Here is a 21,114-nt window from a genome sequence, read left to right as displayed (position 1 = left end):
TGCCAACACCTAACTATGGGGCAGCCCGGCAAGAACCGCCGGAGTGCGAACCGGAAAGGACACATCATGACGATCGACGATCGGAGGATCGCCCTCGTGACCGGCGCCTCACGGGGCATCGGGGCGGCCATCGCCAAACGCCTCGCCGCTGACGGCTTCGCTGTCGTGGTGAACTATTCCGGCAGCGCCTCCGCCGCGGCGGACGTCGTGTCGGAGATCGAGTCGGCCGGCGGCCGCGCCGTCGCCGCGCAGGCCGACGTCGCCGATCCGAAGGAGGTGTCGAACCTCTTCGATCGCGCCGAGGACGCCTTCGGCGTGCCGCAGGTGCTGGTCAACTCGGCCGGGATCATGCAGCTCGCCCCGATTGCGCAAAGCGACGACGACCTCTTCGACAAGACCATCGCCGTAAACTTGAAGGGAACCTTCAACACGCTGCGCGAGGCGGCGCGGCGCATGCAGGACGGTGGCCGCATCATCAATCTCTCGACCTCGGTCGTGGGCGCGAAGCTGCCGACCTATGGCGTCTACACCGCCACCAAGGCGGCGATCGAGGCAATGGGCGCCATTCTCTCCAAGGAACTCCGCGGCCGGAACATCACCGTCAATGCCGTGGCGCCGGGGCCGACCGCGACGGCCCTGTTCCTGGACGGCAAGAGCGAGGAGCAGATCGAGGTCCTCAGCCACGCCAACCCGCTGGAGCGGCTCGGCCAGCCCGAGGACATCGCCGGCACGGTATCGTTCCTCGCCGGCCCGGACGGCGGCTGGATCAACGGCCAGACGCTGCGCGCCAATGGCGGCATGGTGTGAGGCAGGCGGACATGACCAAGACGATCCTCATCACCGGCACATCGAGCGGGTTCGGAGCCATGACGGCCCGCGCGCTCGCCGATGCGGGACATACCGTCTACGGCACCATGCGCGAGACCGAGGGGCGCAACGCGCCCCGCGTCAAAGAGGCTGCGGCCTATGCCAAGGACCACCGCGTGGACCTGCGCAATGCTGAAATGGATGTGGCCGACGAAAACTCCGTCGCCACGTGCGTGACAACGATCGAGACGGAAACGGACGGCATCGACGTGCTGATCCACAATGCCGGGCACATGGGCTTCGGTCCGGCGGAAGCGTTCTCGCCCGAGGACCTGGCGCGCTACTACGACACCAACGTGCTCTCAACCCAGCGGGTCAACCGCGCCGCGCTTCCCGCCATGCGGGCGCGGGGTCGCGGGCTCCTCGTCTGGGTCTCCTCCTCCAGCACGCGGGGTGGCACGCCACCCTTCCTCGCGCCCTACTTCGCGGCCAAGGCGGGGATGGATAGCCTAGCCGTCTCCTATGCCGCGGAACTGGCGCCCTAGGGCATCGAGACCTCGATCATCGTGCCCGGCGCGTTCACCTCCGGCACGAACCACTTTGCCCATGCTGGCAAGCCCGCGGACCCAACGGTGCACGCCGCATATATGGACGGACCGCTTGCAGGCGTGGACCAGCAAGCGCTCCAGGGCCTCGCCTCACTTGAACCTGATGATGCCGACCCTGCAGAGGTCTCCCGAGCGATCGTGCGCGTCGTGGACACGCCGTTCGGCAAGCGGCCGTTTCGCGTGCATATGGACCCATCCCGTGACGGAGCGGAAGAGGTCAACGGCGTTGCCGACCGGGTTCGTGCCGAGATGCTGCGGCGCATCGGTCTGGAAAGGCTGCTCCGGCCTGAGTTCCCGGCCAGCTGAGCTTGTTTCCCGATGTCATGCCTGATGCCTGAGGCGGCGCTCGATCTTAGCGAGGAGGACGAGAGCGCTTGCGAGCAAAAGGGCTGCGTTGAAGGGGTGGAAAGCGAGGGCGGCGGGTCCGGCCGCCGCCAGCGCGACCTGCAACAGGTAAAGCAGAGACATCAGCCCCGCCCACCAGTTGAAGCCGCGAAGCCGGCGGATCGAAAGTGCTCCACTGAGTAGCGCGGCAACCGGAACGAAGAGCGCCATCCCTAGCGTGACGTGTGCCTCCCAGGGAAGACCTCCAAAAAGGGCTTGGCCCGCGAGGAGAAACTGCGCGGCCAATCCTGCTGGCAGCAGCCGTGCCGACCAGAGGAACCAGGACGGTGTGCCGCGCTCGAGGTCGACGAGGGTGTCATGAGCTGTGCTAGCCATGGCTCAAGCAGCCTTCCGCTCGGCGGTTGTCGTCGCGATGAAGCGCTCGAGCGTCGCTGCGTATCCGTGGGCCGCCTGATCGAGTTGGTCGGGCGCAAGACGGTCGGCCTCGAAGACGAGGTACGGCTCGTGCCAGGGCAGGCCGCAGCGATATGCGGTGGCCTTGAGAGGCGTGAAGATCTCGTCGACCGTGAAGTGGTTCTGTCCGCCGCGCGTATATGCACCGGGGAGGTTGCCGGCGGTCGCCGCGATCATTAGCGGCGTGCCTTTCAGCTTATCCCCTTCGGTCTCGGCGAAGATGTAATACATCCGCGTCAGCACCGCGTCCTGCCACGCTTTCAGCAGGGGCGGGGTCGAGTACCACTGGATGGGAAACTGCAGCACGATCCGGTCGGCTGTGAGAAGGCGCTCCGCCTCCCGCCTTCCGTCCGCCTCGAAATCGATGCGGCCATCCGGGTACTCGGACTGAACATCGACCACCTCGACGCCCGGCACCGTCGCTGCCGCCTTGGCGAGAGCCGCGTTGGCTTTCGACTTTGCAGGGTGGCGATGGAAGAGGAGGATCAGGGTCTTGGACATGGATTGCTCCTTTGGCGGCTTTAGTGCGCCGCTGAGCAAGATGGGGGACCGTAATAAATCATTCCAATCGATCCTTAGTATGTGCAATTATCGATCTCATGAATTTACGTGCCATCGACCTGAACCTGCTCGTCGTCCTTGATGCGCTGCTCGACGAGGCCCACGTCAGCCGCGCCGCCGAGCGGCTCAACCTGTCGCAGCCTGCCGTTTCCAGCGCGTTGCAGCGCTGCCGTGGTCTCTTCGGCGATCCGCTCCTGGAGCGTGGTCGTGGGACGATGCGACGAACACAGAAGGCAGAGACGCTGCGCGCGCCCCTGAAGTCCCTTCTGGCGGGCGTGCACGATCTGGTCGACCCGCCGGAGGTGCCGCTGACTGAAATCCGGCAGACGATCCGCATTGTGGCCGCCGACAGTCTCGCCGCATTGCTCGCGGGGCCTTTGCTGTCAGATCTGCGCACCAGTGCGCCGGGCCTCGACATCGTGTTTCAGCCCTGGCGCGGCGCCCAGCCGGCTGAGCTTGCATTGTTCGACGGAGATGCGGACCTGGCGATCTCTGTCTTTGAGCGCGACGTCGAGGGGCTGGAGCGCAGGCAGATTCTGTTTGAGACCTACGTCGTTGCCATGCGGCGGGATCATCCCGCCGCCCACTCCTTCGATCTCGAGCGCTGGCTTGAATGGCCGCACGTCGTGGTGTCTGGCCGCGGTGAGGCGCGCACACCGCTCGACCGAGATCTTGAAGCGAAGGGCCGAACGCGACGAGTCGGGCTCGTCGTGCCGTTCTTCCACGTCGTGCCTGAGCTGCTCGTCAAGACCGACCTGATCGCCACGGTGCCATCAAGCACTGTTTCGACGGAGCTCAAGACGGCCTTGGCAGTCTTCGACCCGCCCCTCCCGGTTCCCGGATTTCCTCTGCATCTCGCTTGGCACAGCCGCCGCAACGGCGATCCAGCCTTGCAGCATGTCGCAGATGTTGTTTCGAAGCTGGTGTCACATCGAGCATGAGCTGGTCGATTTCTGGCACGTTCGAAACTCAGGAGTTCCGCGACAGGGCGTCCCCTTCGGGCCAGGCTCTCGTTCCAACCGCTGACGCGGTTTTCACCCGAGCCGCGCAAGCGCGTCTCGGCCCTGCGGGTTTCGATCCTTGACGCAGCAGTTGACCACAGGACTCGCGATCCTTCGCTCTGTGTGGGCGCGTCCCGCTCGTCCTGGCGGCTGATTGCCTTGGACAACTGCCCTCGGAGATCCCCGCTGTCGCGGTGATCGCTGTCCGGGGGGATTCGGACAAGCCGAACGCCCCCGGCTTGGTGGGCCACGCGCGAAGGGCGCGTGTCCGTCCTGGGAACCGCCGGTTCCCCCACGCAAGGCTGCGCGCTTGACGGGGGCGAGGGGTTTCCCCGGCCTTCCTCCGCGCTGCGCGCTCCGTGCAGGCCGGGTGATCCCCCTCCCCTCGCCCCCTACGCGCAACCTTGCATGGGTCCCCCTCCTGCCCTCGCCGGGAGGCAGGGTTTCAGGAGAGGGGCGCGCTTCGCGCTTCCTCGCCAGAAACCCCGCCCCATCAAGGGGCACCCCGACCGAGGCACAGACCAAGGCGGGACCGTTGCGAAAAGGAGTCTGCAATGACTGTTTCAACCGTCCACGCATGGGAGCCGAACGGCCTTCCGCGCGGCGTCACCCTGTCCGACTTCGACGGCTTCTGCCTGTCCCCCGTCCGCGAAACCGGCGACGGCGACGTGACCGTGTGCTGCCCGCATGAAGCCGGGTTCTGGTCAGTCTATGGCTTTCACAGGGAAGCGCAGGAATGGCAGATCGTCCACGATGCCGATGCCCGCGACATGGGCGAAGCCCTCGCCCGGATCGCGGAAACGACCCTGCACCGGATCGAATACCGCGATGCCGACCGCAGTTATGCCAACACCACCCTGTTCGGCCTGTCGGAAATGCTCAGGAAGCGGATGGAGGAAATTGCGGCGGATGATCCGCACTGGATACCGCTGCACGAGCTGCGCCAGCACATCGACCTGGCCCTTCTGGCGCGGGAGGGCTGACGCATGGGCTGGCTCATCTACAACCACACCCCCGCCAGCATCCGCGACGAGATCGCGCGGCTTTGCGGCGGTGAGAATGAGGCGCGGCAGAGCTATGCCGTTCACATCAGCCAGAAAGGGAATGTCTGGTATGCCGCTGTCCGCGTAGAGCCGAAGGAGGCGCGCTTGCCCTCCGGCCTTGATGCCACCGGTGATTATGAGACGGACGCCACCGGCAGCTACACCTTTGCCGCCGTGTTCCTGACCACCCGGCAGGGTGGCGGATGGGGCTACAAGGACATGGACGAGACGATGGGGCCGAACGAGGCGCAAGCGCCTCTCAAGCTGCTCGACCTTCTGTCGCCCACGACGAGCGAATGGGCGCAGAAATGGCGGCAGAAATGCCGCGACAATGCCGCCCTCACGTCCCGCCCCCTGAAACCCGGCGACGTGATCCGGCTGGAACAGCCCTTGCGCTTCACGGACGGCAGCGAACGCCAGACCTTCCGCGTCAGCACCGACAAGTATCCCGGCGCGCGCCGCAGCCGCACGGTTTTCGTCTGCACAGAAACCGGTGCGGCCTGCCGCATCAGCAACATCCGGCAGCGCAACTGGACCCGCATCTAAGCAGCCCGCCGCGCCTTCGGGCGCGGCCCCTGCCCCGCAAGGATTTTCGCCATGACCATGCACGACCGCACCACCCCCACCGTCGGGGGCGCGCTGACCGCGCCCGCCAACCTGCGTGCCATCTGCGCCGCCCGAGACGCCGCCCTTGAACAGATGGAGCGCGCCGCCGCCGCCCTTTGCGCCGCCTATGACCTGACCACTGACGCCGCCAACACCGCCAAGGCGGCGCATGGCGGCTGGCACTCGCCCCGCACGGATCGCCGTGAAGAAGCCACCCGCGCCCGCCTCTGGCGCGACGGCTTCGACCCGGCCGAAAGCATCGAGGCGTTCCGCCGCGACCTGGACGCCGCCATCTGGACCCGGCTTCTGGAAGAAAGCGGGCTGCGCCGCATCATGGACGCGCAGGAACGCGACACCATGGACCGCGCCTTGCAGCAGGACGTGCCGCCCGCGACGGCCGAGAACATCGGCGCGACCGTGGACCGCCTGCTTGGCGACTCCGAACTGATCTTCCGGCGCGGGATCGCGCGCGCCTTCGCCGCGCTTGATCGCCGCTTCAAATCGCATGACGGCTTCAAGGTTGGCAGCCGCATCATCCTGACCCATGTGTTCAGCGATTATGGCGGGTTCAGCTATGGCCGCATCCGCGACACGCTCTATGATATAGAGCGCGCCTTCGCCGTGCTCGATCACGCACCCGACCGCGCCGGAGAACTGGAACGCGCCCTGATCCGCGACCGCAGCGGATCATGGGGACCGCGCCAGTCCGAGGTCGAGACCAGCTATTTCAAGGCGCGGGGTTTCAAGAACGGCAACGCCCATCTGTGGCTGACCCGCGACGATCTGGTTGAGAAGGTGAACCGGGAGCTTGCCGAATACTACGGAGCGGCCTTGGCCGACGCCGCCCCCGATACCGCCCGCCCCGAGGACTACAAGCCCACCGGCACCGCCGTTGCCCGCGATCTGGCCTTCTACCCCACACCCGCCGCCGCCGTGGACGAGCTGATGGACGGGCTTTATCTCACCCCCGGCGCGCGCGTGCTGGAGCCATCAGCCGGGATCGGCAACATCGTCCGGGCCGCGCTGACGCGCGGTGCCCAGGTCGATGCCGTCGAAATCCATCCCGGCCGGGCCGACGCCCTGCTTGGGATCGGCCACGCCGATCTGCACGTCGCCTGCACCAACTTCCTGACCATGCGCCCCGAGCCGGTCTATGACCATGTGCTGATGAACCCGCCCTTCGCGGGCAAGCACTTCATGGCGCATGTCCGGCTGGCCTTCGACTTCCTCAAACCCGGCGGCGAGCTGCGCGCGATCCTGCCCGCCTCGGCCGAGGTCAACGAAACCCCCGCGCACACCAAGTTTCGAGCATGGGCCGAGCGTTACAGCCCCGGCTGGCGCGGCCTCTGGCGTGATCTGCCCCCCGAGAGCTTTGCCGAGGTCGGCACCCGGATCGCCACCGTGATCTTGACCCTGCGCAAGCCACCGGCCTAGAGTCAGCCATTCCTTCTTGCAACGGAGGTTTAACTGGCCCCGCTCACGCGGGGCTTATTTTTGGCTGCTGCGCGACCGGAGGTTTCAACCGATAGCCCGTCGCCGCCATGCGCCGCCCATTTTTGACCGTCCAGCCACAATTCGATCCGGCCGAGCGCGTCCCGGCAAGCCGGGACCAGGCTCTAGTTTCAACCGCTAAAGCGGCTTCCACCCGAGCCGCGCAGGCGCGTCTCGGCCCTTCGGGTCACGATCCTTCGCGCGGGATCTGTTGCGCAGGCAGGAACGGCTTGCGCCGCCCCTTCCATCCCGGCGTGGCAAGGCATCCCCTCGATCCGCCGCCCGATGCCGCCGACCGGGAAAGCCAGCAGCTCGACCGTCGCCCCCGGCCCTGTCCCGCCGCGAGAGGCAACGGCCCTGTCACAAAGCATGTCTTGCCGTCGCATCCTCCGGGGTTGGCCGGTGCGAGCGGCAATCCTGTCGGTTCTCCTTTTTCCTCTTGTGCAATCTGGACCGGGGCGGCCAGCGGACCGGCCCGCAAGCGAGCCTTCAACGCCTGATTTCCCCTGGCCTACGGCCATTCCTCGCGAGGCAAATCAGCCATTGACCGCCGGCCTCATGGCCCCGGCCCTTTTCGATATGCACGGAAAAAGGAGAACCGCCATGTCCACCTACTACCGCGTCACCGTTCCCGTCGAAGGCCGCGACGGCAAGACCCGCTTCCGCCCCGTGGGCGTCATGTTCCCGCAGCGGGACGGGGCCAAGAGCGCCTTCACCCTCAAGCTGGATTTCCCGGTCGGCGTCACCGAGCTGGTCCTGTTCGAGCCGAAGGATGCCCCGCCCGACGACCCGGAGTGAGAAGAAGGGGCGGCGCAAGCCGCCCCTGCCCCCGTCTTGCGACGGGCGCAACAGATCGTCGGAGATCCCCGCTGTCGCGGTGATCGCTGTCCGGGGGGATTCGGACAAGCCGAACGCCCCCGGTTTGGTGGGCCACGCGCGAAGGGGCGCGTGTCCGTCCTGGGAACCGCCGGTTCCCCCACGCAAGGCTGCGCGCTTGACGGGGGCGAGGGGTTTCCCCGGCCTTCCTCCGCGCTGCGCGCTCCGTGCAGGCCGGGTGATCCCCCTCCCCTCGCCCCCTACGCGCAACCTTGCATGGGTCCCCCTCCTGCCCTCGCCGGGAGGCAGGGTTTCAGGAGAGGGGCGCGCTTCGCGCTTCCTCGCCAGAAACCCCGCCCCATCAAGGGGCACCCCGACCGAGGCACAGACCAAGGCGGGACCGTTGCGAAAAGGAGTGCCATAATGGCCTTTGATCTTTACCAGCACGTCACCGATACCATCGTTGCCAGCCTTGAGGCAGGCACCCCGGCGTGGCGCAAGCCGTGGACCGGCGACACCGGCGGCGCAGCCTTCCCGCGCCGTGCCAATGGCGAACCCTATCGCGGCATCAACGTCCTGATGCTGTGGCTGACCGCCGCCGAAAACGGCTATCGCGCCGCCCATTGGTTCACCTATCGTCAAGCACAGGAAGCGGGCGGGCAGGTCCGCAAGGGCGAGAAATCCGCAACCGTGGTGAAATACGGCACCTTTGAGCGCCAGGCCGAGAGCAGCGACGATCCGCGCAAAATCCCCTATCTCAAAGCCTATCGCGTATTCAACGCCGAGCAGATCGACGGCCTGCCCGCCGAGTTTTACGGCACCCCCGCCGAAGAACCGCGCGACCTTGGCACCGCCGCCGATCCCGAACTGGACGCTTTCTTTGCCGCAACCGGCGCGGAAATCCGCACCAGCGACGAGCCGCGCGCCTACTACAACCCCGTTGCCGACTTCATCCACATGCCGCCGATTGCGACCTTCCACGAGGCGGGCGGATATTATGCCACCCTCGCCCACGAGGCTTGCCACTGGACCGGACACACCAGCCGCCTTGACCGGCTTGGCCGCTTCACCGACCGCAAAGCCTATGCGTTCGAGGAACTGGTTGCCGAAATCGGAAATTGCATGGTTTGCGCCAGCCTTGGCCTTACCCCCGACTTCGATCAGTCCGCCGCCTATGTCGGAAGCTGGCTGCGCGCGCTTCAGGACGACAAGCGCGCCATCTTCAAGGCCGCGACCGAGGCACAGAAAGCAGCCGACCTGCTGTTGCAGAGCCGCCCCGCCGAGGAAAGGGCTGCCGCGTGAGCGGCCCTACCCCCCTGCCCGCGCTGACCTGCCGCAAATGCGGCAGGTCTAACCCCCGAGTCTATCTTGCGCCGGTTGTGGTCGAGGGCACCGGCACCTGCATCTGCATGGATTGCGCCGCCGCGCGCGGCTGGCTGGACCGCAACGGAAATCTCAAATCGGGGATCGCCCTATGACCTACGAGCTGCGCGACGACCCCGACGATCTGCCGATCATCTGCGCCACCGAGGCCGAGGCCCGCCGCCGGGGCCGGCGTCGGGCCGCGCGGATCGGTCAGCCGGTCTTGATCTATGAGGTGGACGACCGCCACGGCGAACGGTTCATCGGCACGGTTGACTAACACCCCTGCCCCGCGTCCCGCCTGTCGCGGGGCGCAACCCTTCTGAAAAGTAGGCCGCGCGCGCCCCGGCCAGGGCCAGGACGCGCGCCGCCATGCGCCTGTGCGGCGCCCGCAGCCGCTGGCGCGGCCATATCTGACCGCAAGTCAGCCTTTTGGGACGCAGACGGACAGAAAGCGGTTCGACGCGCTCACAGCCTCGATCACCTGCGCGCGCGCGGCCTCACAAGCAGGTTCGCTCAAAAACTCGGCCGAAAACCCGCCGCCCATCACGATCACCAGAAGAATATACATCAGCTTTTCCTTTCCTTGAGCCGAACGCCCGGCCCCCCATCGTTCGTTGCCAGAAACTCCACTCCCGCCGCCTCCAACGCCAGGCGCAGCGCATTGAGAACCACCGCAGAGGTTTTCGGTCCTCCCTCGCTTTCCGCCCGGCGCACGGTGGCAATCCCGACCTTCGCCCGCTCGGCCAGGTCCTCGGCCGAGAGCTTCACCAGGGCGCGGCCCGCCCTGATCTGGGCCGGAATGATTGTAAAGGCATCACTTGATTTCATATTGATCGAACACAGCTCGCTTGATAGGTTTCCAACCACATGACACGAGAAAACGCAGCCATGAAGCCAAAACGATCCCGTAAGCTCTTTTGCACTGTGATCGCGCGGATCATCGACACCCGGACCGGCGAGGAAGCGGGGCTGCTTTACCGTTGGAACACGGGCGCGACGCAGAAGGAATGGCATCGCGGCCCGATCAAGCGGTTCCGGCTCGAACACCTACCAGACATGAGCAATTTTCCCCCGCTCAATGACGAGTGATCGGGGGATCGGCTTTCACGTCCAGAGGGCGCAATCGGTAATCGGCCACCTTCGCCCCGAACCATTCCAACCGCCGCTCACCCGTATTCCATTGATACTGTGCCCCGACCAGTTGACCGGTCCTCGCGTCAATGATTTCAGCTATGGCCCGAACAAACAGCCGCCTGCCCTTCCCCTTCGCCCCGCTTTTCTTTTGCATCCTGAAACCCCTTTCTGGCCCGGCTGAAAGAAAATGAAGGCCGCCGGGAAGCTCGCTTCCCGGCTTGCCTTCGTGGCGAGCAGCGGAGGGGGTCCCGCGCAAGGTTGCGCGTAGGGGGCGAGGGGAGGGGGATCACCCGGCCTGCACGGAGCCGAAGGCGCAGGAAGGCCGGGGAAACCCCTCGCCCCCGTCAAGCGCGCGGCCTTGCGTGGGGGAACCAGCGGTTCCGAGACAGCCGCGCGCCCTTCGCGCGTGGCTCACCGGGCCGGGGGCGTTCGGCTTGTCCGAATCCCCCCGGCAGGCGCGCAGTTGCGCGCCTTTGCCGCGATCCCCGCCTTCGCGGGGATCACTCAATCAATATCCGGCGTTGGTCATCAGCTCATCGAGGAAATCGGAAAAGCGGGCGCGGGCGTAATGGTTCAGCATCGAGCGCAGAACGCCGAAACCGGCCGGATCGAGCCGGGCTTCCATTTTGGCATATTCGGCCGAAGTGAACCGCACCCGCGTTTGCATATGTCGCCCCACACTTTCCGCCCGATCAAGGTCAACCTCGCCTGCCTTGACGGTCTTGAGCTGCCCCATCAGTTCGGGTTTGAATCTGTTGAGGCTGTTCCGCAGCAAGGTCACTGGCGGCAGGCACACCGCTGCGGCCCATATTTCCGCGCGCCTTTCCAGATCCGAGGGGATGCGGATGGTCAGGGTCACATCGACACCGGCATCCGTGGCCCCTGCCCGTCCTGCCTCCGGGGTTTTCTCGGGCGGCGGCGGCGGAGGTGCGATATCGTGCCGTCCGCGGCCTGGTGCAGTTTCTGCGTCATGTCCGACCGTCGCTGTTTCCGCGGCCTCGCCGCTCGCCTGACCAGCGGGCGGCGTCTGCACCGCCGGCGGCTGCTTTTGCGACGGTTGCTCTGTGATTGGCGGATCGAGGGGTGCGGCCGGTTCCGGTCCCCTCCCCCGTTCAACAACCTCGACCGCCTCCGGCTGCACGTCCGCAGGTTCGGTTGGCCGGGCTGCGTCCAGCTTACCCCGGAGCTCCTGTGCCAACGAGCTAAGGGGATTGGGCTTGCTTGAGGCGGTCTTGCCGATGGTTTGGGTAAACTCGCCGTCGCGTTTCAGTATCACGTTCGGCTTTTTGCGGGAGCTTCTCATTCTACTGCCTCGGCATCGGACAACATCACTTCATCGAGCAGTTCCAGAACCGCGTCCATCTCATCCAGGGCGTTCGTCAGATGGTTCTGGACGATGCCCTTCCGGGTGTTATCGCGGATCGCGCCGAGCAGCCCTTCGCCATCGACCTGCTTATAGGCTTTGCGCTCCATGATCGGTTCTTCAATGACCGGCATGGAGGCAAGGATTTCCTGGATCGTCTCTCTTTCGATTGCACTCGGTTCTGCCGACACCCCGTTAATGACAACACGATACTCCGGCACCCCGTCCGGATTTCTGACACGCCCTTTCAGACGCTCGTGCCAGATCAGCGTTTCCATCGTTTCGGTGAAGTCGTTTCGACCGGGCCGGATCGGCGCAACGACCAGATCTGATTGCAGAACCACATCGTCCAGAGCTTCGCTTGCACCGCCATAGGTGTCGATCAGGACCAGGTGATCATGCGCGGGTTCCGCGTTGATGGCCTCGATCGTGGCGGTGATTTCGTCGGGATCAAACGTGTGGATCACATCGGCGCGGTCATTCCAGTTGCCGAGCTGCTTGGCCGCCATCATCCAGCCATAGCAACCCTTGCTGCTGTCGGTGTCGAAGATCGTCACCCGTTCACCTCGCACAATGGCGGCGCTCGCCAGCCCGCGCACCAGCGTCGATTTCCCACAACCTCCCTTGCGGTTGATAACGGCGATCACCCGGATGCCTTTGCTCATCACTGTCCCTCATGCCTTGCGTTGTTTTGTTCGGTCGATCCTGCACTGTGGCTTTCCGGCGATCAATCGCTTTTTCGTTGGGTCGGTCTGGTGGTCTGTCGGTTTGTCACTCGGTCTGTCGGTTTGTCTGGCGGTCGGTCGGTATTTCACTCGGTCTGTCGGTTTGTCTGGCGGTCTGGCGGTAACTCGTTAAGGCGGTCCGGCTGTAACGCTGTCTTGCGCTGGTTCGTTCGGTCGCTGTTGTGGTCTGTCGATGTGGCGAAAGAGGCTCCAGAATGATCGTATAGGCTTCCTGGCGAGTTGTGACGCTCTGACGCCTGCCGCGTAGCGAGGGAGGCGCTTCCCGGCCCGCACAGCAAGTCTCAGCCATATCCGAGCGCCTTGGCGATCCGACCGTCATACCGGGAGGGTTGAGGGTGATGCCCGAACCTCTTGCTCCGATCACGCTTCGAGGGAGGCTTGAAAACGGTTGACGAAGGTAGGGCAAAGAGGGAAGGGTGGAAGTGGCAGGAACTGCCAAATGTTTACAAAGCTGAATCAGGTGGCCCTTGACCCGTCAGAGACTCACTCCTTCCAAGCGCGATGAGGCGATCCGCCGCTTGCGGGCAGGCGGGACCGCCCAAACCGTCGCGGATGCCGTAGGGGCGTCAAAGGACACGATTGCCAAGGTGCGGCAGCACGAGGTTCGCAGCCGCGACAGTGCCACCACAGACGGCAAGCCGGTGTCGGCGCGGCTGACCCCGGCCGAGATCGAGCAGTTGGAGTGGCTGAAAGCCCGCTTCGGATTCGGCTCCAACTCCGATGCAATCCGCGCCCTGGTGCGCGCAGCGTCGGGGATGCTGGAGTTCGATCCGGTGACGGCCGAAAAACTGGACGAGGTTCGGGGCGATCTGCGCAAGATTGGAGTCAACGTGAACCAGATCGCGATGGCATCGAACCGGGGCCGGATCGACTTGGCGCGGCAGGAGTGGCAGGCGGTTGACGAGCTGCGGCGCGCGTTTCCACGAGTGGAGGGCTACCTGCGGGCGGTGGTGAACGAGCAGCGGCGGCGCGGGACGCGGCTGTTCCAGAAGTTCATCGAGGCCGGACGTGGCTGATCTGGCCGATGACCTGATCGGTGAAATCCGCCTCGGCCGGGGCGGAGGTGGGCGATTCAGGAACACCACCTTCGGCAAGGCGCGGCGGGATAGGGCAGGGGGGTCGCTGTTTTCCGCACGGGCGCGCAACCTGTGGCGGGTCGGGCAGGGGTCGAACGCCGCAGTCCTGAAAAAGATCAGTCAGGGCGGCACCCATACTGGCGCGCAACTGGCCGCGCAGTTCGACTATCTGTTCGGCAAGTCGGAAGCGGTGTTCGGCAACGCGGTTGAACTTGAGTGGGGCGCGCGGTCGCTTACCGACGTGCAGCGCAACGATATGGCACTTGATTGGGAGGATGCGTGGTCGGGAGAACCGAAGAACGGCCATACCACGCATCTGCTGCTGTCGTTTCCGGCCGATCTGTCTGCCAAGAAGGCGCTGCGGATCGCAGAGGATTGGGCCTTCGAGATGTTCCAGTCGGGCACTCATGTTGACGACCAGTGGTCCTATGTCGCGGCGCTTCACACTGACAGGGCGCATCCGCATGTCCACATCGTTCTGAACAATCGCGGGCTGCACAACGACGAGTGGTTCTACATCGCCCGCGACAACGTGTTCTGCCTCGACATGATGAAGGAGCGCCTGGTCGAGTTGGCCGCTGACATGGGGGTGGAACTGGACGCCTCCTCGCGCTTGGAGCGGGGCATCCTGACCTACGGCCCGACCCGCGCCGAGATCGAGGGTGCCGCGCGCGAGAAGCGGGCGGTCCACGAGCGCAAGCTGCATGACAAGGCGCTTGAGGACGGCCTTGCGGTGGTGGAACAGAGTGCCGCCACATTGCGGATGCTGGCCTCGATTGCCTCGCTTTCCCGTCTAAAGGACGTGGCGCTTCGCATGGAGCGGGCGGCCGAGATTCTTGAGGCGGGCGGTATTTTGACCCCGAAAGCCCTGGAGATTGAAAACATGGACCTTGAAAAAGCCGAAAGCCGGAAGGAACTGGACCGCGTGTTCACATCCTGGCTGGACACTGCCGAGCGCGAGATTTCCACGCTCGACCCCGCCGACCGGCGCGAAATGCGGCACGAATTGGCCGAGGTTACGACCGAAATCATGCGCGACCTGGGCGATGCGCGCGGGGCCGAGTTGGTGCAGCGTGCGCCCCGTTCCGAGCTATACAAGACGCAAGTTCTGGACGACGAAATCCGGCGTGGCAAGGTGACGATGGATTTGAGCGAGGACGCCGCCCGCGAGGTCAAATCCGCCGTGTTCGAGGCCGGCGAAGCCATCGGCATCGACCGGGAGACGATGGAGCGCCGACTGGAGCATCCGGCCGCGAACGCCTGGCAGGAGCGCGAATGGGTAAAGCAGGATCTTAACGCTGTCTCAAAGGCGCGGGGTTTCGATCTGGACCGCGAGGACGAGCGCCACGCCGCCGCCGATCTGGTGGACCGTTTCTATGCCACCGCCGCCAAGACGCTCAACAACGCCCTTGAGATTGACCACAGCCACGAGAAAGACCGCCTGACGCGGACGCTGGAATCGTTGACCGAGGTTCATCGCCAGCACGGCCGCGTCGAGTTCGAGCATGAGGATCACGCCGAACGCTTCGCCAACGATCTGAAGGAGCGTTACGGGGAAAAGGTGGTCGAGCAGATCGCCGCCGGCGACGACCGGGCGCTTGCGCTCGACTTCCCCGAGCCGGGGCAGCGGCGCGAAATCTCGAAGGCGCTTGTCGCGGCCGCGGAGAGCCACGAGAGCATCGGCCTGACCATGCGGCAGGTGGAGCTTGCCAAGGAACGGCTGCACGAGCGCGACACGCCTGAGCATGAACTGCGCCGCAAAGATCACGACCTGGAGCTGTAGGAGGAGGGCCAATGAACCGCATGAGCGTCGCCATCCCGGCGGGCCTGATCGCCGGGGCCTTCGTCGGCTTGATGATCGGGGGCCTCTGGCTGCAATGGCAGCTCGGGACCAACATGAACGCGGGCAACCCGTTCATCCTGGTAACGGACTTTCCCGGCTTATCCGGGCTGCGCCAAGATCCGTGGCGCACCGCCTATTTGATTGTCGTGGGCGGGTCAGTCTTTCTGGCGCTTGTGGCGCTCGTGTTCAGTTTCACCCACCGGCTGACCACCTACGGCAAGGCTCATTTTCAGACCAAGGGCGAGGTCAGGAAAAGCGGGCTTCTGATGCCCATGGGGGCGGGTCTGGTGTTCGGCAAGTTCGGCAAGCCGGCGAGAAAGAACAGGACCGGGCGCTTCGTCTGCGGCGGCTATGACCAGTTCCCGCACGCTCTGATCGCAGCCCCGACCCGCTCGGGCAAGGGCGTAGGCTATGTCATTCCCAATGTGCTGCTGTTCCCCGGTTCCTGTGTCGTGATGGACGTAAAAGGGGACATCTTCGAGGCCACGTCCCGACACCGGCTGGCGCAGGGCGACGCGGTGTTTCGCTTTGCGCCCTTCGACTTCGAGAACCCGACGCATCGCTACAACCCGCTCGAACGGATTGCCGGGATCACGGATACCGACCAGCGGTTCACCGAACTGTCCAAGCTCGCCAGCTACTTCCTGACGCCCAAGAATGAGAAGGGCGGGGCTTCCGATTTCATTGTGGGCGCGCGGCAGCTTTTCGTTGCGGCTGGGATGCTCGCCATCGAGCGCAAGACGCCGACCATCGGCGCGATCAGTCGCATCCTGTTCGGCAGCGGAAACAAAGAGAAGGCTTACCAGAAGTTTTCGGTCGAGATGCAGCACGAACAGTCCGCTACGATCTTTCTCAACTTCTCAGGCTATTCGGATCGCACCCTGTCGTCCTATTCCTCGGTGCTGGATGGGGCTGGGCTTGGTCTGTGGCTCAACCCGCGCATTGACAAGGTGACGAGCGCCAACGACTTTTCCTGGGACGACATTCGCCGCGCGCCGCACTCGATCTATATTGTCGCCAACTCTGACGACATTCCGACGCTGGCGCCGCTCTTGCGGCTGATGTTTGGGGAGCTGATCGCCACCATGCGCGCCCGGATCCCCGATCCGCGGCTTGAGCCGTGGCCGGTGCAGATCATCCTCGACGAATTTGACCAGCTCGGCCATATGCCGATCATCGTGCAGTCCTTGAAGCAACTCGCTGGACATGGTGCGCGGGTGTCGATCATCACGCAATCCGTTCCGGGGCTTGAAAGCATCTACACGGAGAACGAACGGCTTTCCATCGAGTCCGCAGCGGGCATGAAGCTATACATCGCCCCCAACGAGAAAAAGACCGCCGGGGAAGTGTCCGAGGCGCTTGGCAAGACCACCCGCCTGTCCCTCAGCGACAGCTATTCGCAGGACGCGCAGGGCATCCTGAAACGCTCGATTTCGCGACGCAACGAGGAACGGCCGCTGCTGACACCTGACGAGGTTCGCAAGCTCGACCCGAACAAGATCATCCTGATCCCCGAACGGCAGAACCCGATCCTGGTGGACCGGATCGTTTATTACCAGGATCCCTATTTCAAAACCATCTTTGACGCGCAGAAGGGACCGCTGCCCTATCCCGACTCCATGCGGGCCGAACTGGACGAGTTGAAGGCCAAGGTCACGTCGCTGCAACAAGCGAAAGTAGCCTATCCTCCGGCAGAGAACGCGCGCAAGGACGAGCAAGGAAAGAAGGACAAAGCTGCGGAACAACCAGAGCCGCCGCTAGCCCGCGAGGTCGCGGAAGAAGAACACAAGGCAAAGGTCGAGAAGGTCGCCGCTGAGGAAGGCGCGGCCCAGGAGGCCGAGGCACCCGGCAGCAAACCGGCGGCACTTCCTGCTGACAGTACCGGGCAGTCCGTGGCCGGATCATCGAAAAAGCCGACGCTCGCGCGTGACGTGGCAGAAGAACGACGTGGCGAACATGACAACCGGAGCGACGAGGCCGTGAAGGAAGCCATCAAGAAGAAGGCCCAGTCCAAGATGGACGAGTTTGACGCGCGGCTATTTAGCAAGAAGAAAGCGGCCTAGCCGCTTTCCCCATCAAGCGCGGGAAAGTAGGTTTCTAAAATCCCGCGATCCTCTCCCATGCGGCCGGTCTGCACAATCACGTCGATGGATTCGCGCACATAGTCCCGGATTTCCGCGAGCGTCAGCGGCATCCCCGCCCGCATCACCAGAAAGGCCAGCCGGTTGACCGCCTTGCGAGCGGTCGTGGCATGGATGGTGGTGAAGCTCCCCTCGTGGCCGGTGTTGATGGCTTCCAGGAAAGTGACAGCTTCGACACCTCGCAACTCGCCCAGGATGATCCGGTCGGGACGCAGGCGCAGGGTCATTTCCAGAAGCTTGTCGGCCGCGCGGGCGGAGGCTTCAACCCGTTCGGCAATCAGGCTCACCACGTTCGCTTGCGCAGGCAGCAGCTCGGCCGAGTCCTCGATCAGCACCAGGCGATGCCATTCCTCCACCATCCAGAGCAGGCGTCGGGCCAACTCGGTCTTGCCCGAGGACGTGCCCCCCGAGATCACGATATTCATGCGCGCCTCGATGCAGGCGCGCATGAACTCGTCGGGATCTTGTCCTTTAATTGCCATCTGACGGATCATGCGCAGCCGTTCCAGCCGCTCAGCTTCCAGCGAAACCGTCTGATCGCGCAGGAAGCGGAAGTGCTTGGGCGCTTCTCCTGCGGGCCTGCGACGGAACACTCGGAAGGTGATCGTGGTACCACCAGCAGAAGCCGGCGGGATGATGGCCTGGCAGCGCAGGGTGGCTCCGGCATAATCCACCGTGGTCGAGATCGCGGGCAGGGTATCGGTCAGCGTCAGGCGTTGCTTGTTGGCAATGAGGCCCGCCAGATCCTTGACCTCGACGGGCGAGAGCGCCACATCCGAGAGCGACATGGCGCTGTCGCCCGCGCGCTCCACCCACACCCGCCCATCGCTGTTGATCGCCAGTTCAATCGTGCTGTCCGCCTCGATCAGCGGGCGCAGGACGCGGAGCTTGCTTTCCAGATGCCCAAGCGCCGCCATCAGAGCATTTCCAGATCGGCGTTCACCATGACCATGACGACCGCGCCCTGGTCCACGCTGATCGTTGTCGGAATGTCGATGTAGTCCTTGATAATTGAGCCGACCGTATCGCTGGCGTTGGTGCCGATGTTCTCGGCCGTGTTCACTGCAATGTCGTCGTCGCTGTCACTCTCGACGGCTGCGGCCAGGACGGCGGGCGCGGCACCGATGATCGACACCGCCGCCGCCGCCGCAAAGCGGGACAGGGTGCGGTTGTTGACCCGGCCCGTCACGCCCGAGCGGCCGACGCGATCCGTGCCATAGGCGTCGAGTTCGACCGACTGGCCGTCCGGCGTGACCACCCGATCCCAAGCGACCATGATCCGTCGTTGGCCTTTTTCTATGGACGAGCTGTAGCGCCCGAACAGGCGCGAGCCGCGCGGGATCAGGACATTCGCCATGTCCATCGACCACACGTCATAGCTGACCGTGGCAGCCACATTGCCTTCGAGCTGGCTTGAGATCGCGTTCGCCAGCGTGGCCTCGATCAGCGTGCCCTGGACCACCGTGCGCGAGGGTTCCCCGATCACCTGGGCCTGCACCGCCTCTGTCCGGCCTGCCCGGCGGAAGCGGTCAGCGGCATCAAGGCGTTCATCCGTTCCGCTGGCGTTTCCTTCGCTATTCGATCCGCCGCCCCCTGCGCGATAGGCCACCATCGCGGACTGTGTTCGAGCCTGGAGCATGGCTTCTTCTTCGGCGCGGCGGGCTTCCAGTTCGGCCCGGCGCTGTTCGAGTGCAGCAAGGCGCTGCGCTTCCAGATCAGCCTGCATCTGTGTCTGGCCTGCAATCTGGTCGGCCATGTCGAGTTCCGTCTGGAGGCGCATATTGTCGCGGGTCAGTTCATCAAGCGTCTGGTCCTTGGCTGTCATGTCGTCGCGCAACTGCTGCATTTCCTGCCGCAGCGCATTGAGTTCAGCCGGTTCCGTCCCTGGTGCGGCCCTGGCCGCATCAAGTTCCGCCCGCGCCGCGTCAAGTTCGGCCTTGGCCCGCGCCAACTCTGCCCGTGCCCTTTCCGCATCCGCCTGGGCTTGCGGGTCCGCGACCGTGCGGATTTCTGTTCGGGCCGCAACTGGTTCCGGCGCAGGCGCAGGATCGTTTTCCGTCAGCGTAAAGCCATCAAGGCCGGTGTCGTCCTGGAACTCGCGGACCTCCGAAGTCTGCATGGGGGGCGGCGCTTCTGTCTGGGTTGGCTGCACCGTCGCCACATAGGCCCCACCGGCGAGGCCCGTGGCGAGCATCCCGGCCGGCAAGGCGAACCGCCGCCACCACGGCGCCGCCGCCACCGGCTTCTGCATCCGTTGCAGCCGCGCCTGAAGTTGATCGTCGTCGGCCATCAGCGTGCCCTCCGCCCTTTGCCGGGCTTTGTGCCTTCGATGCAGACATACTCATCGCCGTAGCGCAGCACCCACCGTTCCGAGCGTGCGCCCACGGTGATGATCGTCCCGTTCACGCTGCTGTTGACGCTGGTTTCCCGTCCCTTGGCATCGGCCCGGAAGATCGAGGGGATCGGGGCACCGGGTGGGATCTGGAACAGCGTTCGCTTACCATCGTCGGAAATCCCGACCGGCGTGAACTCCGCCGCGCCCGTGCGGTTGAGGACGCGATAGGTCATGGGAACTTCCGCCGGGATCGACGCCGAGGCCGCGCGCGAGCGTGAGCCGCCGCTGCCCGGCACGGTGAACTTCACCGACCAGTTGGGTGTGACAGACGAGGACTCGACCACGTTGATGAAGTAGAACCGACGATTGGTTTCGACCGTCAGGTTGGTGCTGACACCATCGAGAACCGGCTTAACGGTAAAGACGTTCGAGCCTTCGAGCTTGTCCACCTGGAAGGCTTCGCTGTCGCCAATGGCGATCGAGCGGATCGTCTCGCCGTCGCCCAACTCGACAAGGGTGACGTTGCGTACCCGCGTATGGATCGTATAAACCTGCCCCTCCTGGAAGGTGGCATAGGTCAGCCGGCTGTCATTGCCGCCCGCGCGCGGGCGCGCTTCCGCCAGGGCCGCGGCCGGGACGGTGAGCGCGATCAGCGCCGCAATCGTGGTCAGACGGATCATTGCTGGCCCTCCATGTTCTGCGCTTCAAGGCTTTCAGCGGTCACGCGGTAGTCGGTGACGGTAAAGCCAAAGGGATTTTCCCACACGAGCTGCACCGCGCTCGCGGTCGTGGGCTGAAACTCATAGGTGATCGTGGCGTAGAACTTGCCGATCCGGTCCGGCTCGCCCGCCTTCTTGAGCCGCTTGGTGAAGCGGACCTGCGCCGTCTTGGATGCAACCGGGGTGATCGAGAGAATATCCACGATCACCTTGCCGCTCGCGCCATAGATGAGCGGCGGATAGTTGGGGTTTGCCTTGTCCCATTGTGCCTTGAGCGTCGCCTGCATCCGGGGTGCCGACATGCGATACACTTGGAGGATTCGTGCCTCGTTGTCCGCTTCGTCATAGGTTTCGCGGTTCTTGACGTAGTTGTAGAGCAGCGATTGCTCGACCGCCGCACCTTGCTCCACCCCCGCCGCCTCGACACGCACGGCGCGTTCGGCAATCCCGGTGTCCTTGTCCACGATGGTCACAAACGCCTGCGTTTCCTTGAGAGGCAGCGTCAGTCCAGCCACGGCGACGCCTCCCAGGCCTGCCAGAACACCGCCGATGGCGACCATCCAGGCCAGCCGCTCGCGACGGCGGACCCCGAAGATCAGTTCGTTTTCCAGAATCGTCCTGCTGTCAGACTCGCGGTCCGCCATCGCATCCTCCACGTTTC

25 protein-coding genes are annotated in these 21,114 nt (G+C 64.7%); 14 read left to right on the top strand and 11 right to left on the bottom strand.

Annotation, left to right across the window (positions count from 1 at the left end):
• Positions 1-66 precede the first annotated feature (66 nt).
• From ACTJI6_RS14130 to ACTJI6_RS14120, 3 genes are all read left to right on the top strand, one after another.
• Entirely contained in the window at positions 67-807 is a 741-nt protein-coding gene (locus ACTJI6_RS14130; protein WP_440801550.1) for an SDR family oxidoreductase, read from the top strand.
• Positions 808-818: 11 nt separating this feature from the next.
• Complete coding sequence (locus tag ACTJI6_RS14125; RefSeq protein ID WP_440801549.1) at positions 819-1,352, top strand: SDR family NAD(P)-dependent oxidoreductase; 534 nt, start codon at positions 819-821, stop codon at positions 1,350-1,352.
• A gap of 102 nt (positions 1,353-1,454) precedes the next feature.
• Entirely contained in the window at positions 1,455-1,721 is a 267-nt protein-coding gene (locus ACTJI6_RS14120; RefSeq protein WP_440801547.1) for a hypothetical protein, read from the top strand.
• Positions 1,722-1,736: 15 nt separating this feature from the next.
• Here the strand turns inward: ACTJI6_RS14120 and ACTJI6_RS14115 are convergent, their stop codons facing one another.
• Together ACTJI6_RS14115 and ACTJI6_RS14110 are read right to left on the bottom strand one after the other, a co-directional pair.
• Complete coding sequence (locus ACTJI6_RS14115) at positions 1,737-2,135, bottom strand: DUF6220 domain-containing protein (RefSeq protein WP_440801545.1); 399 nt, start codon at positions 2,133-2,135, stop codon at positions 1,737-1,739.
• 3 nt (positions 2,136-2,138) lie between these two features.
• Positions 2,139-2,714 (bottom strand): NAD(P)H-dependent oxidoreductase, encoded by a 576-nt coding sequence (locus ACTJI6_RS14110; RefSeq protein ID WP_440801543.1) that lies wholly within the window; start codon positions 2,712-2,714, stop codon positions 2,139-2,141.
• A 98-nt stretch (positions 2,715-2,812) separates the two neighbouring features.
• On the opposite strand from ACTJI6_RS14110, the gene ACTJI6_RS14105 reads away from it, so the two are divergent.
• From ACTJI6_RS14105 to ACTJI6_RS14070, 8 genes are all read left to right on the top strand, one after another.
• A complete protein-coding gene (locus ACTJI6_RS14105; protein WP_440801541.1) occupies positions 2,813-3,715 on the top strand; it encodes a LysR family transcriptional regulator in 903 nt (300 codons plus the stop codon).
• 614 nt (positions 3,716-4,329) lie between these two features.
• Entirely contained in the window at positions 4,330-4,758 is a 429-nt protein-coding gene (locus ACTJI6_RS14100) for a hypothetical protein (protein ID WP_440801539.1), read from the top strand.
• 3 nt (positions 4,759-4,761) lie between these two features.
• Positions 4,762-5,364, top strand: a complete 603-nt coding sequence (locus ACTJI6_RS14095; RefSeq protein WP_440801537.1) for a DUF6927 domain-containing protein — start codon at positions 4,762-4,764, stop codon at positions 5,362-5,364.
• Between the two features lie 51 nt (positions 5,365-5,415).
• Positions 5,416-6,858 (top strand): DUF4942 domain-containing protein, encoded by a 1,443-nt coding sequence (locus ACTJI6_RS14090; protein WP_440801535.1) that lies wholly within the window; start codon positions 5,416-5,418, stop codon positions 6,856-6,858.
• A gap of 660 nt (positions 6,859-7,518) precedes the next feature.
• Positions 7,519-7,713: a hypothetical protein gene (locus tag ACTJI6_RS14085; RefSeq protein ID WP_310458822.1), complete on the top strand. Its 195-nt coding sequence runs from the start codon at positions 7,519-7,521 to the stop codon at positions 7,711-7,713.
• 441 nt (positions 7,714-8,154) lie between these two features.
• Positions 8,155-9,033, top strand: coding sequence for an ArdC family protein (locus ACTJI6_RS14080; protein ID WP_440801533.1), 879 nt, complete (start codon positions 8,155-8,157; stop codon positions 9,031-9,033).
• A complete protein-coding gene (locus ACTJI6_RS14075; protein WP_440801532.1) occupies positions 9,030-9,209 on the top strand; it encodes a hypothetical protein in 180 nt (59 codons plus the stop codon). The genes ACTJI6_RS14080 and ACTJI6_RS14075 overlap by 4 nt, the downstream gene beginning before the upstream one ends.
• Positions 9,206-9,373 carry a hypothetical protein gene (locus ACTJI6_RS14070; RefSeq protein ID WP_440801529.1) on the top strand — a complete coding sequence of 56 codons (168 nt, stop codon included), beginning with the start codon at positions 9,206-9,208 and terminating at the stop codon, positions 9,371-9,373. The genes ACTJI6_RS14075 and ACTJI6_RS14070 overlap by 4 nt, the downstream gene beginning before the upstream one ends.
• Positions 9,374-9,517: 144 nt before the next feature.
• On the opposite strand, the gene ACTJI6_RS14065 is transcribed toward ACTJI6_RS14070, so the two are convergent.
• From ACTJI6_RS14065 to ACTJI6_RS14045, 5 genes are all read right to left on the bottom strand, one after another.
• Complete coding sequence (locus tag ACTJI6_RS14065; RefSeq protein ID WP_440801528.1) at positions 9,518-9,664, bottom strand: hypothetical protein; 147 nt, start codon at positions 9,662-9,664, stop codon at positions 9,518-9,520.
• On the bottom strand, positions 9,664-10,143 hold the full coding sequence (locus ACTJI6_RS14060) for a hypothetical protein (protein ID WP_440801526.1): 480 nt from the start codon (positions 10,141-10,143) through the stop codon (positions 9,664-9,666). Before ACTJI6_RS14060 ends, ACTJI6_RS14065 begins: the two co-directional genes overlap by 1 nt.
• 28 nt (positions 10,144-10,171) lie before the next feature.
• Positions 10,172-10,384 (bottom strand): hypothetical protein, encoded by a 213-nt coding sequence (locus tag ACTJI6_RS14055; protein WP_440801523.1) that lies wholly within the window; start codon positions 10,382-10,384, stop codon positions 10,172-10,174.
• A gap of 354 nt (positions 10,385-10,738) precedes the next feature.
• Positions 10,739-11,533: a hypothetical protein gene (locus ACTJI6_RS14050; RefSeq protein ID WP_440801521.1), complete on the bottom strand. Its 795-nt coding sequence runs from the start codon at positions 11,531-11,533 to the stop codon at positions 10,739-10,741.
• Entirely contained in the window at positions 11,530-12,258 is a 729-nt protein-coding gene (locus tag ACTJI6_RS14045) for a nucleotide-binding protein (protein WP_440801519.1), read from the bottom strand. Before ACTJI6_RS14045 ends, ACTJI6_RS14050 begins: the two co-directional genes overlap by 4 nt.
• A gap of 548 nt (positions 12,259-12,806) precedes the next feature.
• Between ACTJI6_RS14045 and ACTJI6_RS14040 the strand changes: the two genes are divergently transcribed.
• The 3 genes from ACTJI6_RS14040 to ACTJI6_RS14030 are packed head-to-tail and all read left to right on the top strand — an operon-like array spanning position 12,807 to position 17,321.
• Entirely contained in the window at positions 12,807-13,355 is a 549-nt protein-coding gene (locus ACTJI6_RS14040; protein ID WP_176430368.1) for a DNA mobilization endonuclease VirD1/MobC family subunit, read from the top strand.
• On the top strand, positions 13,348-15,198 hold the full coding sequence (locus ACTJI6_RS14035) for a relaxase/mobilization nuclease domain-containing protein (RefSeq protein WP_440801517.1): 1,851 nt from the start codon (positions 13,348-13,350) through the stop codon (positions 15,196-15,198). The genes ACTJI6_RS14040 and ACTJI6_RS14035 overlap by 8 nt, the downstream gene beginning before the upstream one ends.
• 11 nt (positions 15,199-15,209) lie before the next feature.
• Positions 15,210-17,321 (top strand): type IV secretory system conjugative DNA transfer family protein, encoded by a 2,112-nt coding sequence (locus ACTJI6_RS14030; RefSeq protein ID WP_089389347.1) that lies wholly within the window; start codon positions 15,210-15,212, stop codon positions 17,319-17,321.
• Here ACTJI6_RS14030 and ACTJI6_RS14025 read toward each other — a convergent pair.
• Genes ACTJI6_RS14025 through ACTJI6_RS14010 form a run of 4 tightly spaced genes read right to left on the bottom strand, consistent with a single transcriptional unit; the run spans position 17,318 to position 21,097 of the window.
• Positions 17,318-18,316 (bottom strand): ATPase, T2SS/T4P/T4SS family, encoded by a 999-nt coding sequence (locus tag ACTJI6_RS14025; RefSeq protein WP_089389348.1) that lies wholly within the window; start codon positions 18,314-18,316, stop codon positions 17,318-17,320. The two genes, ACTJI6_RS14030 and ACTJI6_RS14025, sit on opposite strands and share 4 nt — an antisense overlap.
• Positions 18,316-19,689: a TrbI/VirB10 family protein gene (locus tag ACTJI6_RS14020; protein WP_089389349.1), complete on the bottom strand. Its 1,374-nt coding sequence runs from the start codon at positions 19,687-19,689 to the stop codon at positions 18,316-18,318. The genes ACTJI6_RS14025 and ACTJI6_RS14020 overlap by 1 nt, the downstream gene beginning before the upstream one ends.
• Entirely contained in the window at positions 19,689-20,414 is a 726-nt protein-coding gene (locus ACTJI6_RS14015; RefSeq protein ID WP_089389350.1) for a TrbG/VirB9 family P-type conjugative transfer protein, read from the bottom strand. The genes ACTJI6_RS14020 and ACTJI6_RS14015 overlap by 1 nt, the downstream gene beginning before the upstream one ends.
• On the bottom strand, positions 20,411-21,097 hold the full coding sequence (locus ACTJI6_RS14010) for a virB8 family protein (RefSeq protein WP_089389351.1): 687 nt from the start codon (positions 21,095-21,097) through the stop codon (positions 20,411-20,413). Before ACTJI6_RS14010 ends, ACTJI6_RS14015 begins: the two co-directional genes overlap by 4 nt.
• Between the last annotated feature and the right edge of the window lie 17 nt (positions 21,098-21,114).

This window comes from Paracoccus sp. 22332, from assembly GCF_052045125.1.
GTDB classification, from domain to species: domain Bacteria; phylum Pseudomonadota; class Alphaproteobacteria; order Rhodobacterales; family Rhodobacteraceae; genus Paracoccus; species Paracoccus haematequi_A.
Note: the sequence above shows the minus strand (reverse complement) of the source record. Positions and strands in the feature narration are given on the sequence as shown.

What these genes read in the sequence shown, in the direction of transcription:
- ACTJI6_RS14130 (WP_440801550.1), top strand. Translation starts at nt 67, where the DNA reads ATGACGATCGACGATCGGAGGATCGCCCTCGTGACCGGCGCCTCACGG.
- ACTJI6_RS14125 (WP_440801549.1), top strand. Translation starts at nt 819, where the DNA reads ATGACCAAGACGATCCTCATCACCGGCACATCGAGCGGGTTCGGAGCC.
- ACTJI6_RS14120 (WP_440801547.1), top strand. Translation starts at nt 1,455, where the DNA reads ATGGACGGACCGCTTGCAGGCGTGGACCAGCAAGCGCTCCAGGGCCTC.
- ACTJI6_RS14115 (WP_440801545.1), bottom strand. Translation starts at nt 2,135, where the DNA reads ATGGCTAGCACAGCTCATGACACCCTCGTCGACCTCGAGCGCGGCACA.
- ACTJI6_RS14110 (WP_440801543.1), bottom strand. Translation starts at nt 2,714, where the DNA reads ATGTCCAAGACCCTGATCCTCCTCTTCCATCGCCACCCTGCAAAGTCG.
- ACTJI6_RS14105 (WP_440801541.1), top strand. Translation starts at nt 2,813, where the DNA reads ATGAATTTACGTGCCATCGACCTGAACCTGCTCGTCGTCCTTGATGCG.
- ACTJI6_RS14100 (WP_440801539.1), top strand. Translation starts at nt 4,330, where the DNA reads ATGACTGTTTCAACCGTCCACGCATGGGAGCCGAACGGCCTTCCGCGC.
- ACTJI6_RS14095 (WP_440801537.1), top strand. Translation starts at nt 4,762, where the DNA reads ATGGGCTGGCTCATCTACAACCACACCCCCGCCAGCATCCGCGACGAG.
- ACTJI6_RS14090 (WP_440801535.1), top strand. Translation starts at nt 5,416, where the DNA reads ATGACCATGCACGACCGCACCACCCCCACCGTCGGGGGCGCGCTGACC.
- ACTJI6_RS14085 (WP_310458822.1), top strand. Translation starts at nt 7,519, where the DNA reads ATGTCCACCTACTACCGCGTCACCGTTCCCGTCGAAGGCCGCGACGGC.
- ACTJI6_RS14080 (WP_440801533.1), top strand. Translation starts at nt 8,155, where the DNA reads ATGGCCTTTGATCTTTACCAGCACGTCACCGATACCATCGTTGCCAGC.
- ACTJI6_RS14070 (WP_440801529.1), top strand. Translation starts at nt 9,206, where the DNA reads ATGACCTACGAGCTGCGCGACGACCCCGACGATCTGCCGATCATCTGC.
- ACTJI6_RS14065 (WP_440801528.1), bottom strand. Translation starts at nt 9,664, where the DNA reads ATGTATATTCTTCTGGTGATCGTGATGGGCGGCGGGTTTTCGGCCGAG.
- ACTJI6_RS14055 (WP_440801523.1), bottom strand. Translation starts at nt 10,384, where the DNA reads ATGCAAAAGAAAAGCGGGGCGAAGGGGAAGGGCAGGCGGCTGTTTGTT.
- ACTJI6_RS14050 (WP_440801521.1), bottom strand. Translation starts at nt 11,533, where the DNA reads ATGAGAAGCTCCCGCAAAAAGCCGAACGTGATACTGAAACGCGACGGC.
- ACTJI6_RS14045 (WP_440801519.1), bottom strand. Translation starts at nt 12,258, where the DNA reads ATGAGCAAAGGCATCCGGGTGATCGCCGTTATCAACCGCAAGGGAGGT.
- ACTJI6_RS14030 (WP_089389347.1), top strand. Translation starts at nt 15,210, where the DNA reads ATGAACCGCATGAGCGTCGCCATCCCGGCGGGCCTGATCGCCGGGGCC.
- ACTJI6_RS14025 (WP_089389348.1), bottom strand. Translation starts at nt 18,316, where the DNA reads ATGGCGGCGCTTGGGCATCTGGAAAGCAAGCTCCGCGTCCTGCGCCCG.
- ACTJI6_RS14020 (WP_089389349.1), bottom strand. Translation starts at nt 19,689, where the DNA reads ATGGCCGACGACGATCAACTTCAGGCGCGGCTGCAACGGATGCAGAAG.
- ACTJI6_RS14015 (WP_089389350.1), bottom strand. Translation starts at nt 20,414, where the DNA reads ATGATCCGTCTGACCACGATTGCGGCGCTGATCGCGCTCACCGTCCCG.
- ACTJI6_RS14010 (WP_089389351.1), bottom strand. Translation starts at nt 21,097, where the DNA reads ATGGCGGACCGCGAGTCTGACAGCAGGACGATTCTGGAAAACGAACTG.